This window comes from Catellatospora sichuanensis (assembly GCF_007483665.1).
Lineage (GTDB): Bacteria > Actinomycetota > Actinomycetes > Mycobacteriales > Micromonosporaceae > Catellatospora > Catellatospora sichuanensis.
Map to the genome: position 1 here is coordinate 338,939 of NZ_VIQO01000013.1, position 17,299 is coordinate 356,237.

At 72.1% G+C, this 17,299-nt stretch carries 15 protein-coding genes; 6 read left to right on the plus strand and 9 right to left on the minus strand.

Annotated features, from left to right (window positions below; all coding sequences use genetic code 11):
* Window positions 1-24 precede the first annotated feature (24 nt).
* The 3 genes from FLL47_RS26585 to FLL47_RS26595 all read left to right on the plus strand — a co-directional run bounded on the left by FLL47_RS26585 (window position 25) and on the right by FLL47_RS26595 (window position 5,176).
* The gene (locus FLL47_RS26585) at window positions 25-1,350 is read left to right on the plus strand and encodes a metallophosphoesterase (protein WP_425457771.1); all 1,326 of its coding nucleotides are present in this window, start codon (window positions 25-27) and stop codon (window positions 1,348-1,350) included.
* Between the two features lie 65 nt (window positions 1,351-1,415).
* Entirely contained in the window at window positions 1,416-4,454 is a 3,039-nt protein-coding gene (locus FLL47_RS26590; protein WP_425457769.1) for a UvrD-helicase domain-containing protein, read from the plus strand.
* A 113-nt stretch (window positions 4,455-4,567) separates the two neighbouring features.
* Entirely contained in the window at window positions 4,568-5,176 is a 609-nt protein-coding gene (locus tag FLL47_RS26595; protein ID WP_246158660.1) for a response regulator transcription factor, read from the plus strand.
* Window positions 5,177-5,192: 16 nt separating this feature from the next.
* Here the strand turns inward: FLL47_RS26595 and FLL47_RS26600 are convergent, their stop codons facing one another.
* The 9 genes from FLL47_RS26600 to FLL47_RS26640 form a co-directional block, all read right to left on the minus strand.
* On the minus strand, window positions 5,193-6,113 hold the full coding sequence (locus FLL47_RS26600) for a type II secretion system F family protein (RefSeq protein ID WP_144123333.1): 921 nt from the start codon (window positions 6,111-6,113) through the stop codon (window positions 5,193-5,195).
* Window positions 6,114-6,115: 2 nt separating this feature from the next.
* The gene (locus tag FLL47_RS26605; protein WP_144123334.1) at window positions 6,116-8,020 is read right to left on the minus strand and encodes a VWA domain-containing protein; all 1,905 of its coding nucleotides are present in this window, start codon (window positions 8,018-8,020) and stop codon (window positions 6,116-6,118) included.
* On the minus strand, window positions 8,017-9,465 hold the full coding sequence (locus tag FLL47_RS26610) for a TadA family conjugal transfer-associated ATPase (RefSeq protein WP_144123335.1): 1,449 nt from the start codon (window positions 9,463-9,465) through the stop codon (window positions 8,017-8,019). The genes FLL47_RS26605 and FLL47_RS26610 overlap by 4 nt, the downstream gene beginning before the upstream one ends.
* Before the next feature lie 4 nt (window positions 9,466-9,469).
* On the minus strand, window positions 9,470-10,732 hold the full coding sequence (locus FLL47_RS26615; protein ID WP_144123336.1) for a CpaE/TadZ family protein: 1,263 nt from the start codon (window positions 10,730-10,732) through the stop codon (window positions 9,470-9,472).
* A gap of 8 nt (window positions 10,733-10,740) precedes the next feature.
* Window positions 10,741-11,508 (minus strand): Flp pilus assembly protein CpaB, encoded by a 768-nt coding sequence (gene cpaB, locus FLL47_RS26620; protein WP_144123337.1) that lies wholly within the window; start codon window positions 11,506-11,508, stop codon window positions 10,741-10,743.
* A 17-nt stretch (window positions 11,509-11,525) separates the two neighbouring features.
* The gene (locus tag FLL47_RS43115) at window positions 11,526-12,713 is read right to left on the minus strand and encodes a pilus assembly protein TadG-related protein (protein ID WP_186315917.1); all 1,188 of its coding nucleotides are present in this window, start codon (window positions 12,711-12,713) and stop codon (window positions 11,526-11,528) included.
* Entirely contained in the window at window positions 12,701-13,105 is a 405-nt protein-coding gene (locus FLL47_RS26630; RefSeq protein ID WP_144123338.1) for a TadE/TadG family type IV pilus assembly protein, read from the minus strand. The genes FLL47_RS43115 and FLL47_RS26630 overlap by 13 nt, the downstream gene beginning before the upstream one ends.
* A 67-nt stretch (window positions 13,106-13,172) precedes the next feature.
* On the minus strand, window positions 13,173-13,346 hold the full coding sequence (locus tag FLL47_RS26635) for a Flp family type IVb pilin (RefSeq protein WP_144123339.1): 174 nt from the start codon (window positions 13,344-13,346) through the stop codon (window positions 13,173-13,175).
* A gap of 400 nt (window positions 13,347-13,746) precedes the next feature.
* Entirely contained in the window at window positions 13,747-14,508 is a 762-nt protein-coding gene (locus tag FLL47_RS26640; protein WP_144123341.1) for a prepilin peptidase, read from the minus strand.
* Window positions 14,509-14,562: 54 nt separating this feature from the next.
* Between FLL47_RS26640 and FLL47_RS26645 the strand changes: the two genes are divergently transcribed.
* The 3 genes from FLL47_RS26645 to FLL47_RS26655 all read left to right on the plus strand — a co-directional run.
* The gene (locus FLL47_RS26645) at window positions 14,563-15,042 is read left to right on the plus strand and encodes an LppU/SCO3897 family protein (RefSeq protein ID WP_144123343.1); all 480 of its coding nucleotides are present in this window, start codon (window positions 14,563-14,565) and stop codon (window positions 15,040-15,042) included.
* A gap of 10 nt (window positions 15,043-15,052) precedes the next feature.
* Entirely contained in the window at window positions 15,053-15,574 is a 522-nt protein-coding gene (locus FLL47_RS26650) for a DoxX family membrane protein (protein ID WP_144123345.1), read from the plus strand.
* A 312-nt stretch (window positions 15,575-15,886) separates the two neighbouring features.
* The coding region (locus tag FLL47_RS26655) for a glycosyltransferase 87 family protein (RefSeq protein WP_144123347.1) at window positions 15,887-17,299 on the plus strand (1,413 nt) is incomplete at its 3' end.

Below are 17,299 nucleotides of genomic sequence, written 5' to 3' on the forward strand. Positions count from 1 at the left end.
AACCCCGTGGTGCTGCAAGCGCTGATGTTCTTCAGCCTGGTGCTGATCGTCGTCGGCCCGATCCACTGGTACCTGTACAAGCGCCTGGTCAAGGACACGACCACGACGAAGCGCGGCCGCCGGATCGGCGCCGTCGCGATCATCGCGCTGGCGGCGGCCTTGCTGGCGGCGTTCATCGTGCCGCGGGTGATCGGCGCGAAGGCGTCCTGGGTCATCCCGCTGGTCGGCTACATGTGGCTGGCCGTCCTGTTCTACCTGCTGGTCACGCTGCTGGTGCTGGAGATCCCCCGCGTGATCGCCAACCGCACGTGGGCCCGCGCGAGCGCTCCGTCCGCTGCCGAGACCACCATGGCCGAGCCCGGCCTGGTCGGCGCAGCGATCACCGCGGGATCCGCCGACGCCGCGGACCAGCCTGCCAAGGTCACCGGACTTGCCGGGCAGACGGGCGAAAGCGAGACCGCGAAAGCCGCGAGTGCCGGGCAAGTCGGTGGATCAACTGGCACCGTGCCGGGCGGCGGGCCCGCGGACCCGAGCCGGCGGCTGCTCATCGCGCGCAGCGCGGCGATCTTCGCCGGGCTGACCGCCACCGGCATCACCGCGTACGGCGTGAAGACGGCGCTCGGCGACCCGGTGCTCAAGCGGGTGCAGATCCCCCTCGCGAAGCTGCCCCGCAGCATGGACGGCTACAAGATCGCCCTGGTCAGCGACATCCACCTGGGCCCGCTGACCGGCGTCGAGCACAGCCGCCGCATCGTGCGCTCGATCAACGGCATGAACGCCGATCTGATCGCCGTCGCCGGTGACATGGTCGACGGCAGCGTCGCCGAGCTGGGCGACGAGGCGGCGCCGCTGGCCGAGCTGCGCTCCCGCGACGGCGCCTACTTCGTCACCGGCAACCACGAGTACTTCTCGGGTGCCGAGGAGTGGCTCGTCGAGGTCGAGCGCCTGGGCATGCGGCCGCTGCAGAACGAGCGGCTGGAGATCCGCGGGCTGACCCTGGCCGGCGTCAACGACGTCAGCGGCGGCGACCTGGGCGCGGGCGGGCCGGACTTCGGCAAGGCGCTGGGCGACCGCGACCCGGCCAAGCCCGTGGTGCTGCTGGCACACCAGCCGATCCAGGCGTTCGAGGCCGCGAAGCACGGCGTGGACCTGCAGCTGTCCGGGCACACCCACGGCGGGCAGATGGTGCCGTTCAACCTGATCGCGGGCCTGCAGCAGCCGGTCATCTCCGGCCTCGGCGAGGTCGACGGCACCCAGGTGTACGTCACCAACGGGGCCGGGTTCTGGGGCCCGCCGGTGCGCGTCGGCGCGCCGCCGGATATCACATTGGTAGAACTGCGCGCGATGTAGGTAACAACTCTCACTGACGCGCGTGGCGGGTGCCGTCGGACGGGCCGGGCATGTCAGGATGCTGCGTGCCCCCCGTCTGGACTGCTGATCTGCATATCCACTCGCGGTACTCGCGTGCGTGCAGCAAGGACCTCGACCTGCCCACGTTGGCATGGTGGGCACGGCGCAAGGGCGTGGCGCTGCTGGGCACCGGCGACGTCACCCACCCCGCCTGGTACGAGCACCTGCGCGAGCAACTGCGGGAGGCCGAGCCGGGCCTGTTCCGGCTGTCGCCGGAGGCCGAGCGCGACGTCTCGCAGCGGCTGCCCGCCCGCCTGGCGGCGGGGGAGCCGGCCCGCTTCATGCTCAGCTCCGAGATCTCCACGATCTACAAGCGCGGCGATCGCACCCGCAAGGTGCACCACCTCATCTACCTGCCCGACCTCGACGCCGCGTCGCGCTTCCGCGACCGGCTGGGCCGGGTCGGCAACCTGGCCAGCGACGGCCGCCCGATCCTGGGCCTGGACTCCCGCGACCTGCTGGAGATCACGCTCGAGGCCAGCCCCGACGCCTACCTGGTGCCCGCGCACATCTGGACGCCGTGGTTCTCCGCGCTGGGCAGCAAGTCGGGCTTCGACGCGATCGCCGACTGCTACGCCGACCTCGCCGGGCACATCACCGCGGTGGAGACCGGCCTGTCCAGCGATCCGGCGATGAACCACCGGGTGTCCAGCCTCGACCGGTACACCCTGGTCTCGAACTCGGACGCGCACTCGCCGCAGGCCCTGGCCCGGGAGGCGACCCGGTTCGACTGCCCGCTGGACTACTTCGCGCTCAAGGCCGCGCTGGCGGGTGCGCCCGGCCTGGCCGGGACGATCGAGTTCTTCCCCGAGGAGGGCAAGTACCACGGGGACGGGCACCGCGACTGCGGCATCAACTGGACCCCGGCCGAGTCCCGGGCGACCGGCGGCGTCTGCCCGGTGTGCGAGCGGCCGCTGACCATCGGCGTGCTGGCCCGGGTCGAGGCGCTGGCCGACCGGCCGGAGGGCACGCCCGCGCCGAACGCCCGCCCGGTCACCCACCTGGTGCAGCTGCCCGAGATCGTCGGCGAGCTGGAGGGTGTCGGCCCGAAGACCCGTACCGTCGAAGGACGGGTGAACGGCCTGGTCGCGGCGCTGGGCTCGGAGCTGTCCATCCTCATGGAGGCCCCGATCGACGAGGTCACCGCGGCGGGCGGCGAGCTGCTCGGTGAGGCGCTGCGCCGGCTGCGCGCCGGGCAGGTGCACCGGGTGCCGGGCTACGACGGCGAGTACGGCGTGATCCGGCTGTTCGAGCCCGGTGAGCTGCGCCCGCAGGACACCGCCGACACCCTGTTCGACCTGCCCGCGGCCCCGGTGACCCCCGCGCCGCGCAAGGCCCGTGCGCCGAAGCAGGCCGCTAGCAAGCCTGCGGTACGCCGTACCAAGCCGGTCTCCGCGCCGCCGCTGCCGCCGGAGCCCTCGCCGCACGAGCCGTTCGAGCCGATGCTGGCCGGGATGGAGGAGGTCGGCACCGGGCTGCTGGACCGCCTCGACGCGATGCAGCGCGTCGCCGCGTCCGCCCCGGGCGGCCCGCTGCTGATCGTCGCCGGGCCGGGCACGGGCAAGACCCGCACGCTGACCCACCGGCTGGCATACCTGTGCGCGGAGATGAACGTCTACCCCGAGGACTGCCTGGCCATCACGTTCACCCGGCGGGCCGCCGAGGAGCTGCGGCACCGGCTGCGCGGCCTGCTCGGCCCGGTCGCCGAAGACGTCACCGTCTCCACGTTCCACGCGCTGGCCCTGTCGCTGCTGCGCGAGCAGGAGCCCGACCTGGTCGTCGCAGACGAGCCCGGCGGCGAGGGCGTACTGCTCGACGAGCTGATCCCGCGCCTGGTGGCGCTGCTGAAGGCGCAGCCGTCGCTGCAGGACAAGCTGCGCTCACGCTGGCCCTGGGTGTTCGTCGACGAGTACCAGGACGTCGACCCCGACCAGTACGCGCTGCTGCGCCTGCTGGTGCCCAGCGACGGCAACCTGTGCGCGATCGGCGACCCGGACCAGGCCATCTACTCGTTCCGCGGCGCGGACGTGTCCTTCTTCCTGCAGTTCTCCCGTGACTTCGTGGACGCGCGAGTGGTCCGGCTGACCCGCAACTACCGCTCGTCCGCGCCCATCCTGGCGGCAGCAGTGCAGGCGATCGCGCCCAGCTCGCTGGTGCCGGGCCGCCGCCTCGACCCGGCGAAGGTCGACCCGGAGGCGGCGCTGATCGGGCAGTATTCCGCGAGCAGCCCCGCCGACGAGGCCGCGTTCATCGCCCGCAAGGTCGACGAGCTGGTCGGCGGCGTGTCCCACCGGACCAGGGCCGACGTGCGCGGGGTGACCGGCACGACGGTGTCGTTCAACGACATCGCGGTGCTGTACCGCACCGACGCGCAGGCCGCCGCGATCGTGGACGCGCTGTCGCGGGCGGGCGTGCCGGTGCAGAAGCGCTCGCACGACCGGCTGCGCAGCCGCGCCGGAGTGAACACGCTGCTGGCCGAGCTGCGCCTGGCCACCGGGCTGACCGGCTCGGTCGCGGCGCGGTTGAAGCTCACCGCGAAGGTGCTCATCGAACGGCCCGCGCTCGGCGGCGGCTCGCCCGAACCGGACGAGGTGTGGGCGGCGGTGGACCTGCTCACCCCGCTGGCCCTGCGCTGCGGGCAGGACCTGCAGCGTTTTCTCGGCGAGGTGGCCACCGGCGCCGAAGTGGACGCGCTGGACCCGCGCGCGGAGGCGGTCACCCTGCTCACCCTGCACGCCGCGAAAGGCCTGGAGTTCCCGGTGGTGTTCCTGGCCGGGTGCGAGGACGGGCTGCTGCCGCTGCGGCTCCCCGGCTCCGCGCCGACCGAGGCGGAGGTCGCCGAGGAGCGCCGGCTGTTCTTCGTCGGGCTGACCCGGGCGCAGCGGCGGCTCTACCTGAGCCACGCGGCGCGGCGGGTCCGCTACGGCAGCGAGCGTGACTGCCGGCCGACGCCGTTCCTCCAGGCGGTCGACGGGGGCCTGCTGGAGCAGCTCGGCGACCTGACCCCGAGACGGCCTCGTGACCAGCAACTTCGTCTGATCTGACGGACCGTGACACCCGAACGAACGAGTTCGGTGACGTGACAGTGACACCGGCGGCCCCGGCGGCGCTCAGTAGGACGGAAGTGTCCGCAGCGTCACAAGGAGCCCCCTTGTCAGTGAAGCTGATCACCGTTGACCCCGTCACGCTGGTGCGGTTGGGGTACAGCGCCGCCTGCGCGACCCACGCCGACATCGACCTGGTCGGTCAGGCCGCCACGGGTGAGGAGACCCGCGACCTGATCGGCGACCTGCAACCGGACGTCGTCACCATCGATGCGGCCGTCCCCGGCCAGGGCGGGTTGCAGCTGGCCGCCGAACTGCGGGCCGCGCGGCCGCAGCTGGGGCTGGTCCTCACCGGCCCCGCCGAGGACGGACTGCTGCTCCAGGCGCTGCAGGCCGGGCTGTCGGCATACCTGCCGCGCTCCGCGCCGGTCGAGCTGCTGATGTCGGCGGTGCGGCATGCCGCGGTGGCGCCGGCCTCGTTCACCGCGCCCAACCTCGCCGAGGCGATGGCCCGCCGCCGGACCCGGTCAACCGCGCTCAGCCCGCGCGAGGAGCAGATCCTGCAGCAGCTGAACACCGGTGGCAGCCTGGCCGCGATCGCGGTGCGCATGCGGCTGACCGAGTCGACGGTGCGCACCTACGTGGCCCGCCTCTACGACAAGCTGGGTGTGCACAACCGGACCCAGGCCCTGCAGGCCGCGGCCCGGTTGTACCTCATCTGACCCTGACCGGGCCGGCTCAGAAGGCGTCCATGATGCCGATGACACCGGGCCCGAGGATGACCACGAACAGGGCGGGGAACAGGCAGAAGATCAGCGGGAAGAGCACCTTCACCGGCAGCTTGCGGGCTTTCTCCTCGGCGAGCTGGCGGCGCTTGACCCGCATCTGCCGCGCCTGCTCGCGCAGCACGCCCGCGATCGGGATGCCGAGCTCACCGGCCTGGACCAGCGCCATCGTGATGGTCTTGAGCTCCCGCACGGAGGTGCGGGCCGCGAGCGCCCGCAGCGCGTCGGCCCGGCGTTGGCCCATCTGCATCTCCTGCAGCACCCGGGCGAACTCCCGGGACAATGCGCCGGGCATGGACGCGGCCACCTGTGCCAGCGCGGCGTCGAACCCGAGTCCGGCCTCGACCGACAGCGTCAGCAGGTCCAGCCCGTCGGGGAGCCGTCGGCGGATCTCCTGCTGGCGGCGGATCCCGAGGTCGTAGACCACCAGGAAAGGAAGCCAGAAGCCGAACGCGGCTCCGGCGAGCACCCAGCACACGACCGACAATGTGCCGAAGCTCAGCGCGAACGCGGCCAGCCCACCCAGGAATGCGAAGACGAGCAGGCCGAGGCCCTGCATCTCGACGATCCGCTCCGGCGGCCAGGCCACCGGGTTCCCGGCGTAGTCGAGCCAGTGCTGCAGCCGGGCACCGGCACCCTTGGGTGTCAGCAGCTTCCCCAGAGCCGACATCTGCTGCGCCGCCGGCCGGAACCGGTCACCGAGCTTCTCCTCGGCGGCCGCGGCGCTGCCCGGCGCGTAGACGGTGTCGATCGTCTCCAGCGCCTTGGCGACCCCGGCCCGACCGATGCTGGCCGACGCCAAGGTGATCACCGCCAGTGCGATCGCGGCGAAGATCGCCCCGATACCGACGTTGAGGACCAGCTGTGCGCTCACGGTCACACCTCGATCTTGATCATGCGGGACAGCCAGAATCCGCCGGTCAGCAGCAGCAGAACCCCGACCGACAGCATCACGATGCCGCGCATGTCGGTGTAGAGCGGCCGGACGTACTCGCCCCGGGAGAAGAACATGAACGCGCCGACGCCGATCGGCAGCGCGAGCAGCACCCAGGCGCTGAGCCGGCCCTCGGCCGACAGGGAACTCACCTCGCGGTGCAGCGTCTCCCGCTCCCGCATCATCTCCACCGTGGTGGACAGCACCTCGGCCAGGTTGCCGCCGATGTCGCGCTGCACCCGGACGGCGACCACCGCCCAGGCCAGGTCCTTGCTGCGCATACGCGTGGCCACCCGGTCGAGCGCGTCCTCGATGTCGACCCCGAGGCGCGCCTCGCCCAGCGCCCGGCCGAACTCCGACGCGATCGGGTCTGACAGCTCGCGGGCCATCGCGTCGATGGCCTGGGTCAGCGAGAAGCCGGACCGCAGCGAGCCGACCACCAGCTGGAGCGCCTCGGGCAGCATCTCCCGGAAGGCGGTGACCCGCTTCGCGGCACGGTTGCGGTGGTAGAGCGAGGTGACCAGCCAACCCACCAGCGGGCCGAGCACCAGCCCGGCCAGCGGCGCCAGTACCAATCCGATCCACAGCCCGGCCACCAGGCCGGCGAGCGCGCGCACCAGCAGCCACTCGTGCGGCCGCAGGCGCATGCCCGCCCGGTCGAGCTGCGTCGCGAACCGGCCCTCGACGTTCGCAGACTTCATCACCTGCTCCGACAGGGCCAGCGCGGCTGCGGTGACCTGGCTGGACCCATCGGCGGAAGCGGAGGCACGCCGCGGGGCGACGACGAACTGGTTCACCTGGGACAGGCGCTGGCGCCGGTCCGACGCGGCGAACATCGGCCCGACCACCAGCAGGGCCGCGCCCAGCAGGCCGGCGAAGACGAGACCCGCGATCACCAGCAGCCAGGTCAGGCCCGGCGCGCCGCCGGACTTGCCTTCCAGGGGTCCGGCCGCGCGCGTGTCCACGGCCAGGGCCACCGGCATCTCGGTGCTCACCCCGCCGGCCGTGACCGTGAGCCGCACCTGCTGCCCGGACAACTCGGCCGGCACGGTCACCTGGACCAGCAGCTGCGCCGAGAACGAGCCGGACGCCTCGGCGAAGGCCGCGCTGAGCGCGGTAGCGTCGGCCGCGGTGAACGCCTTGCCGCCGGTGGCGGTGGACAGCCCGGCCAGGATGCCCGCCGTGGTATCCGGGGTGGCGAACGCGATGGTGTCGACGGCGACCGCGCCGGCCGACTGCCGGGCCGCCGCCAGTGTGGCCGCCGAGGCCGTGTCGGCGCCGTCCGAGAGCGCGACGATGCGCCGCTGCCCCCACTCGCCCTTGCTCAGCTGGCCCGCAGCCAGGCGTACGCCGTCGTAGAGGGCCGTCTCGCCCTTGGCCGCCAGGGCGTCGATCGCGCGGCCCGCGGCCGCGCGGTCCTTCGTCGGCGGGAGCACCACGGTCGCCGGTGCGCCCGCGGTGACCAGGCCGATCTCGACGTCGCCGGGGAGCAGGTCCAGGTAACGCCGCGCGGCGGCCCGGGCAGCCTGGATCGGAGCGCCCGCCATGGAGCCGGACGTGTCCAGCACCAGTGTCACGCCGCGCCGCGCCGCGGCGTTCGCCGCCGACGCGACCTGCTTCGAGGTCGTCTCGAGGCTGCGGTCGCCGGCCTTGACGGCGACCGTGTCCAGCGCGGTCCCGGCCGGCAGGTCCTGTGCCGACAGGTAGAACTCCAGCAGCCCGGCCTGCTGGCGCTGGCCGGAGATGCTCAGCGCGGGATCTGCCGCCGCGGCGGGCGCGGCGGCCAGCCCGACGACCATCGCGAAGACGGCTGCGGGCAGTGCCGCGAGCCCGAGACGGCGCTTCACTGGCCCCTCCCGAAGAGTTCGGGCGCGATGGTGATGTTGTGGTCGGCGAGCTGGTCCACGAACCTCGGCCGCAGCCCGGTGCTGATCAGCGCGCCCTGGTGGCGGCCGTACTGGTCCTGGCCGGCGCGGTGGTCGAAGGTGAACAGGTCCTGCATGGTGATGACGTCACCCTCCATGCCGGTGACCTCGGTGATGTGGGTGATGCGGCGGGTGCCGTCGCGGAGCCGGGCAAGCTGCACGACCACGTCGACGGCGCTGGCGATCTGTTCGCGGATCGCCCGCACCGGCAGGTCCATGCCCGCCATCAGCACCATGGTCTCCAGCCGGGCCAGCGAATCGCGGGGCGCGTTCGCGTGCACGGTGGTCAGCGAGCCGTCGTGGCCGGTGTTCATCGCCTGCAGCATGTCGAGCGCGGCGCCGTCGCGGACTTCGCCGACGACGATGCGGTCGGGCCGCATGCGCAGCGCGTTGCGGACCAGGTCGCGGATGGTGACCTCGCCCCGGCCCTCGATGTTCGGCGGCCGGTACTCCATCCGCAGCACGTGCTCCTGGGCCAGGCGCAGCTCGGCGGAGTCCTCGATGGTGATGATGCGCTCGTCGGCCGGCAGGAACGATGAGATCACGTTGAGCAGGGTGGTCTTGCCGGTGCCGGTGCCGCCCGAGATCAGGATGTCGAGCCGGCCCTGCACGCAGGCGCGCAGCAGGTCGGCGACGCGCTGGCTCATGGTGCCGAAGCTGACCAGGTCCTCGACGGTGTACGGGTCGGCGGCGAACTTGCGTACCGTCAGCGCGGCGCCGTCCAGCGCGATCGGGGGCACCACGGCGTTGACCCGGCTGCCGTCGGGCAGTCGCGCGTCGACCATGGGCGAGGATTCGTCGACGCGCCGGCCGACCCGGGACACGATCTTGTCGATCACCCGCCGCAGGTGCGCTTCGTCCATGAACGCCGCGTCCACCGGGTGGATGTGGCCGAACCGCTCGACGTAGATGCGGTCCCAGGCGTTCACCATGATCTCGGTGATCTCCGGGTCGCGCAGCATCGGCTCGATCGGCCCGTGCCCCAGGATCTCGTCGAGGATCTGCCGGTATGCCGTCGCGCGGTCGCCGGCGGTGAGGTTGGCCTCCTCCTTCGACAGCACCTCGGGCAGGGCGTCGCGGACCCGCCGCTCCAGCTCCGCGTCGTCGGAGACGGTGTCGTAGAGCTGCGGCCCGAGCAGGTCCAGCAACGCCTGGTGGGCGCGCTTGCGTACGGCCGCCAGCGGGTCGTACGCCCGCCGCGTGTTGCGGCGGCCGAACTGCATGGCGCTGACCGGCATGGCCGACACGGGCGCGGCGTGCGCGGCCGAGGCGCCGGAGGCCTCGTTCACGCTTGCGAGCCGCTCGCTGAGCACGCCGCCGCTGACGGCCGGGGTGGTGCGCTGTCCGAGACGATCCTGCAGGGACATCAGGTCAGCCCTTCTTCCGTGCGAACATCCCGCGCTTGGCGGGTGCGGCGGTGCCGAGGAATCGCTTGACGGCCAGCTCGCGGATGGCCGCGCTGACCGGATGCTGCGGCTGGGCGGCGGCCAGCGGCACGCCCCGGTTGGCCGACAGGGGCACGTCACGGCTGCTGGGAATGAACCCGGCGATCGGCACCCGGATCACCTTCTCGACCTCGGTCATGGTGATGCCGACCTTGGAGTCGGCCCGGTTCAGCACGACGGTGCGGGCCTCGCGGCGGTAGTCGAGCAGCTCGAACATGTCGAGGGTGACCCGCAGGTTCTTCAGCGAGGGCAGCTCCGGCGTGGCGACCAGCACGTAGTGGTGCGTGGCGTCGAGCGCGGCCAGCATCTGCTCGGTGAACGCGCTGGCCGTGTCGATGACCACGAAGTCGTACATCTCGCGGGCCAGGTGGATGATCTCCGTGATGAGGTCGCGGGTGACCTCCTCGGCGATCGCCGGCTGCACCGGCGCCAGCAGCACGTCCAACGCCGTGCCGCCGCCGTGCTCGTAACGGGTGAGCAGGGTGCGCAGCCCGGTCTCGTCGATCCGGTCGGCGACCGGGATCGCGTCGGCGATGGTCCGCTGCGGCGACAGCTGCATCATGATGGCCACGTCGCCGAAGGCGAGGTCCAGGTCGATCAGGCATACCCGGCGGGATCCCGTGGCCTTGGTGCCCTGCGCCAGGGTGATCGCCAGGTTGGTGGCGACGGTGCTCTTGCCGCACCCGCCCTTCGCCGCGAACACCGTGATCACCTGACTTTCGGCCGGTTCGCCTGGCGTCGCCGGACCGGCGTGCGGCACGGGCTGGCTCGGCTGGGCGGGCGGCGCGGCCTGGCTCGGCTGGGCGGGCACCGCGGCGCGGCCGGTGGGCCGGCTGACCAGCTGCCCGGACAGCTTCCGCGACCGGGCGGCCGCGGCCAGCACCGCTGCGTGATCCGACGAGTCGACCACTTCTCGCACACCTGCTTTCAAGGCATCGGCCATCGTGCTGACGTCTACCGAGGTCCGCAGCAGGACCACCCCGAGCTCGGGACGGCGCAGCCGGCACAGGTCGGCGAAGGCGAGCGCCTCCGCCAGCGGCGCGTTCGGCCCGAACAGCACCAGCTGTTCGGCGCCGTCCGCGTTGATCAGCTCCACCAGGTCCGCCGCGGTCGGCGCCACCATCGCCTCGCCCAGCAGGAGTGTGAGCTGCTGGGCGAGGCTGCGCTCGCGCTCGTAGATGATCGTCATCAGTGCCCTCAGCGCAGGATGTTGCGGTTGTCCACGGCCGTGCCGGGCGCCGTGCGGGTCTCCGAGGAGTCGGTCAGCAGCGCCAGGTAGAGCTCCGCGATGCGGACCGAGTGGATCAGCTTCTCGGCCTGCTCCTGGGTCACCGCGACGGTGACCAGCAGGGTGACCTTGCCGGTCTCCGACACGCCGTCGTTGGTCTGCGCGGAGGTGACGCCGTCCTGCCCGTACGCGCCGACCGCCAGCACCTCGACCCGGGGCAGCAGCAGCTTGGTGCCCTTGTTCTTCTCGCCGGTGGCCTTCTTGTAGGCCTCGTCGAGCAGTGCGTACGTGCTGAAGACGGCGATCTGCGAGCCCGGCCGGACGAAACCGCCGACCTCCTCCTCGACCGCCAGCTTGAGGCTGACGGCCATCATCTTCTCCGGCACGGCGATGCCGCCGGACAGTTTGGTCGGCGCGCCGAACATGCCCTTGAGCAGCAGCTGCCGGGGCTGGATGTCGTGCGTCAGCACCAGCTCGTCGAGCTCGGCGTTGAGGGTGGTCAGGCTGTCGGGCGGCAGCGCGCCGGCCGGCATCACGACCTCCTCCAGCAGCTCGCGGGTCTTGATGGACGCGCCGCTGGTGCCCGCGGCGATGCGCTCCTTGGCGACCAGCACCGTCACCGCGGTCTGGCCCTCCGCCACCGAGCTGCGGGTCTTGCTGACGTAGAGGAGCACCGCGCCTGTGCCGATGACGGCCAGGACGATGGCGAGCACCACACCGAGAATGCGCCGGGTCATAGAGAGGTCCTTCGAGTTCAGCCGATGGTCTTGATGACGGTCGCCCCGTAGCTCGGTGTCGAACCGAACTCGCCGGTCCACGGCACGAGAGCGTTGGTGAAGTAACCGAAGATGCACTGGTCGCCGGGATTGCACATCGTGTCGGGGTCGCGGCCGGTAAGCGTGGAGGTGGCATCGTGCATGCCGCCCGGCATGTTCGCCCAGCCGGTCAGGATGAACGCGGCGAAGCCGTTGAGCTGGTACGTGCCGCCACTGCCGGTGCCGATGGGGCTCGGGTCGTAGATCGGCACGGCGAGCGGCGTGCGGTTCGTGCGCGCGTCCCGCATGACCGTCTCGCAGGCGTGCGGCACGTCTGCGCCGGGATCGACCTCGTAGGTGCCCGCGGCGGTGAGCCGGGTGACGCAGGACGAGCGGCTGGGCGTGTCGGTCCAGCCGAACCCGCCGGGCAGGTCGCCGCCGGACGGCGTCCTGGTGCACGGCGCAACCGGGCCACCACCGCCGGGGCCTCCACCGTGGCCGGGGCCGCCTCCGCCGGGGCCTCCACCGCGGCCGGGCTCCTTCGTCTTCAGCACCCTCTCGAAGGAGTTGTTCGGCACCGCGGGCGGCGGGGGAGCGTAGCCACCGCTGGTCGCGGCGGTCCACTCGGTCAGGCAGAAGGTCAGGGCCAGGCCAGTGGCCGGGCTACCCCACCCGACCCGGGCGCAGGCGCCGACGGTCGAGCCGGAGTACCCGCCGGCGAGGGTCTGCGCGAAGGCCGCCGGCAGGATGGAGCTGCCGTCCGCCAGCTCGGTCCTCGTGCGCACCTCGACGTACCTGGCGTTGGCCGGGGGCGAGCCGATGCAGTCGGACAGGTTGCCTGAACCCGCCCCGGTGCACGAGGGCAGCCGGGCGTCGTTGCCGCAGACGAACCGGACCGCACTCGCGTTGTCCTTGGCGTTGCCGTCGGCGTACAGCGGCGCCGTTCCGGCGGCGGCCCGGCACTGCGCGTCGCGGGCCGGAATGCCCCCCATCGCGCAGTCGAGCCCCACGGCCATGGCGGCCGCGTCCGCGCCGGACTGCAGTTCCTCGCGCTCGATGTAGAGCCGTCCGACGTCGACCACCAGGGCGCTCATGCCCAGCAGCACGCCGCCGGCGAGCAGGATGGCCACGATGGTGGCCGCCGCGCCGCGGTCACGCCGCGCACGGGCGATGGTCAGGAGCGGCATGGCATGACTCCCGTCGCCGAAAGGGTGAAGTCGCCCGGGCCCGTGCCGCCGATGAGTCCGGCGATCGCCGCGAACGGGGTGACGAACTCGAAGTCGTGCTCCACCCGGACCGTGGCATCCGTGCCGGGTAGCGCGTTGAGGCACGGCTGGTGGCCGCCGGACACGGTCACGGACACCGGCGTGCTGCCGAGCACCGTGGCCACGCGCGAGGTCGCGCCGCTGTGGGTGTTCAGGATCGTCGCGGCCCGCGCGCCTTCCCGAGCTGCCTCAGTGAGCTTGATCTGGGTGTTCAGCATCCGTCCGAAGTCGATGATGCCGAAGACGAGCAGCAGCAGGATCGGCAGGATGAGGGCCATCTCCACCGCCGCCGCGCCGCGGTCGCGCTTTGCCATCGGTTCCCTCGCACCTTCTACGAGATGGAGCCGGGCCCGGCCGGTGCCGGGCCCGGCTCTGCGACCACTACAGCTCGTCGAGGACGGTCTGGAAGGCGGCATCGATCTCGGTACCCAGGAGGCCGACGGTGACGACGATGACCGCGGCGATCAGGGCGACGATGAGGCCGTACTCGACGGCGGTGGCGCCACGGTCACGGTTCGCCCAGGCGGCCTGGGCCTTGGTGATGAGCTTGAGCATGTGCGGAAGCACCCCCAGCAACGGCCGAACCGCAACTTGGCGGCCGGTCCACGACGGATGCCGGCCGTGTGGCCGACGAGTGGGAGCCTGCCCAGTGAGCTACGGGCCGTCACTCCGTTGTCACGGCATGGCCACGAAACGATCGAGACGGCCGCTACTGGCGATCAGTTGAACACTCAACGTGATCGTGGAATGGGGCATCCTCCGAACGGCGTCATACCCCGGTGACAGGGGTCGGATGATCGGCCGAGGCGATAGGGCTTCGAATGGCAGCGAATCGGGCGGCTGCGCCGCTGACCCGGCGACCGCACCGCACACCGCTTCTTTCCGCTGGTCAGCACAGTCGGGTTGCCGACACTGCGGGCCTTGGCTCATTCGTCCAGGTGAATGCGGTGACTGTTCAGGCTGCCGCGGGCCGCAGCAGTCCGATCGCCATGACGGCCAACAGGGCAGCGCCGAGCAGCGAAGGTCCCATCGGGAGCGAGCCGCGCCAGCTGATCCGGCGCGCCACCAGCAGCACCACCGCGACGACGCCGTTCAAAAGCAGCGCCAGCAGCCCGCCGAGCAGCACCGGCCCCCAGCCGTACCAGCCGAGCAGCAGACCCAGCACGCCGGCGACCTTGGCATCGCCGAGCCCGATCTGGCCCCCGGTCAGCAGCGCCATCAGGCCGAACCCGGCCAGCAGGGCGGCACCGCCGCCGAGGGCGCGACCGTACGCCGCCCAGCCTCCGCCGGTCGCGGCCGCGAGCGCCAGTAGTGCGGCAACGGCCAAAGCCAGCCGCCACACGATGGGGTCGGGCAGCCGCTGCACCGCGAGGTCGATGGCGGCCAGCAGGACGCCAACCACGCTCAGCAGGAGCGCGGCGACCAGTACCCAGCCCTGCCCGGCGAGGCTGGTCGCGGTCAGCCCGGCCGCGAGCGCCCCCACCGGCACGGTCCACCACGGGCTCGGCCCCTGGCGTACGCCGCAGTCGGCGCACCGCGCCGCGAACCGCCACCAGCCGGCCGGCCCGGCGGCGAACGGCTGCCCGCACCGCGTGCAGCCGGCCAGCGCGGGCTCTCCCCAGGCCACCGACAGCCGGTATGCCACCCGCGGCGTCAGCGCGCCGAAGAATGCACCCGCGGCTAGTGACAACATCGGGACGGAGGAATCGAGGGGCATGGCGGGCACGGTACCTTGGCACGCACCCCGATCTCGTCCCCGCGGAGCCCTGCTTTGCACACCCCTGACCGATACCCGTCCGAGCCCTTGGCACAGCCGACCGAGCTGCTGCCGATCGTGCAGCCACCACCCCGGCCGCGCATGGGCGGCCGAGGCCCCGCGATCATCGGCATCGCGCTGCTGGCGGCGTCGCTGTTGATCTTCCTAGGCGTGCTCGTCGCGCTCAAGATCGTGCCGAACCCGTTCGGCGCCGACGCCCCGCCGATCCCCGTCGCCACCGCGACCCCCTCCGGGCCGCCGCGCACCGCGCGGTTCGCCCAGCCGGGTGACTGCGTGGCCAATCAGGGCACGGAGAAGGACCCCGAGCTGGTGCTGACCGAATGCTCGCCCGGCGCGCTGGAGGTGCTGGCCCGGTTCGACGCGACCAGCGACACGGGCGAGTGCGCCGCGGTCAAGGACTACCGCTACCACTACTTCTTCGACAGCGAGCTGGAGGGTTTGGATTTCGTCCTTTGCATGGGCGAACGTCCTTGATAATGACGGTATGAGACCAGTACGAGGGGTCGCTCGCGCCCTGCTCGGTGGGCTGTTCATCGCCGCCGGGGCGCAGGCGCTGCTGAAACCAGACCGGTACGCCGTCAAGGCGGAGCCCCTCGCGGAGCAGGTCGTGCCGCTGCTGGAGGCCGTGGATCCGCGACTGCCCACCGAGACCAAGACCCTGGTCCGGGTCAACGCCGGGGTCCAGGTCGTCGCGGGAGCCCTGCTGGCCACCGGCACCGCGCCCCGGCCCGCGGCAGCTCTGCTGGCCGGCACCCTCATCCCCGCCACGCTGGTCGGCCACCCGTTCTGGCGCATCGAGAACCCCGAAGTGCGCAACAACGAGATGGTGCATTTCGCCAAGAACCTCGGCCTGCTGGCCGGCCTGCTGCTGGCCGCGGCCGACACCGCCGGCTCGCCCAGCCTCGGCTGGCGGGGCCGCAAGGCCGTACACGACGCGCAGAAGTCCGCCCAGAAGTCGCTGCGCAAGGTGCAGGAGAAGGCGTCGACGCAGTTACATCTCGGGTGATGCGGGTAGGCGGCAGGAGAGCCGCCCGGACATCGGCGTTTCTTCGCTCCGGTCTGTGCCGTTGCGACTTACAGAGAGTGCGTTTCCGCAGCCAGAGGGAATGGTGTGACGCCAATCACCTGAACTTCGCAGGCTGCGTTAACCAGCTAGAAATGTCGCAAAGTCGTGTGGGATCGGACACGGTCGGGTAACACGGGAGGTACTGGAGTGGTGCGCCGTTCTAGGCTGCTCAGCAGACACGAACGGCCCGGCCGCGGATCATCGCTACGCGACGATGCCGAGACCCGACCCCTTGAAGGAGGTGGCGACGCCATGCCGGCACGCGGCGTGCGCAGTCTGCCCCGCCTCACCAAGAGCCCCCGATTCATCCGTGACTGGAGATCCCCGCAGTGGGATCGTCGCACGCTCGTCCGGGTCGGCATCGTCGCCGCCATCTGCTACGCCGCCTGGGTGACGGAGCAGAACTTCGGACGGTGGTACGACTTCTTCGACATGAAGATCTATCACGGCGCGGTGGTCTGGTGGAGCGGCGGCGGCGAGCTGTACGAGTTCATCGCTCCTGACACGACGCTCGGGTTCACCTACCCGCCGTTCGCGGCGCTGCTGATGCTGCCCATGGCGGCGCTGACGCCTGGCGCCGCGGGACTGTTCAACATGGTCTTCGGCCTGGTCGCGCTGGGTTTCGTGCTCGCCGCGCTGCTCATCCCGGTCGCCGACCGGTGCGGCTGGCCGCGCTGGATGACCGTCGCCGTCGCGTTGCCGCTGTTCGCCGCCATCGAGCCGGTGCGCGAGACGCTCGGCTTCGGACAGGTGAACCTGCTGCTGTTCGCGCTGATCATGGCCGACCTGGTGGCGCTGCGCCGCGGCTGGCGCTGGGCCGGCATCGGCATCGGCATCGCCACCGCGATCAAGCTGACGCCCGCGCTGTTCATCGTGTACTTCCTGGTCAGCAAGCAGTGGCGGGCCGCGCTCCGGGCCACGGCCGCGGGCCTGGTCGCCACCGCCGCCGCGTACGTGATCGTCCCGCACGAGTCCGCCCTGTACTGGGGGAGCGTGATCTTCCAGACGGAGCGGGTCGGCGTCGCGGACATGACGCCCAACCAGTCCCTGGCCGGGCTGCTGTCGCGGCTGTACGACACCGCGACCGCGCCCAGCGTGCTCTGGATCGCGTTCGCGCTGGTGCTGCTCGCGGTCGGCCTGACCCGCGCCGCGGCGGCGCACTCCGAGGGCGACGAGCTGATCGCGTTCACCCTGGTCGGCCTGACCGCGAACGTGGTCAGCCCGATCTCCTGGACGCACCACCTGGTCTGGGTCGTGCCGGCCGTCATCGCGCTCGCCGACCAGGCGCTGCGCCGCCGGGCGGCCGGTCGCGGGCTGGCGGCACGCGGACGGGCCACCCCGGGCCTGCGCGAGCCGATCTGGTTCCCGGCGCTGGTCGGCGCGCGGCACGCGGGTGCGGCGATCGCGCTCTACCTGCTGTTCCTGATCTCGCCGATCTGGCCGTACGAGCACCAGCTCCCGGCGGTGTCGCACTACGCGGACGGCCTGTTCGGCATGCTGGCCGAGAACTCGCTCGCCATCGCGCTCATCGTGCTGGTCGCGGCCCTGCCGTCGCGGCCCGGTGCCGAGCCCGCGTTCGGCGGCACCGCCGCCCTGCGCGTGCCCGCCGCCCGCCCGGCCACGGCCCGCCGCGACGAGCCGGCGCCCGCCCCCGCCGGCGCGCCG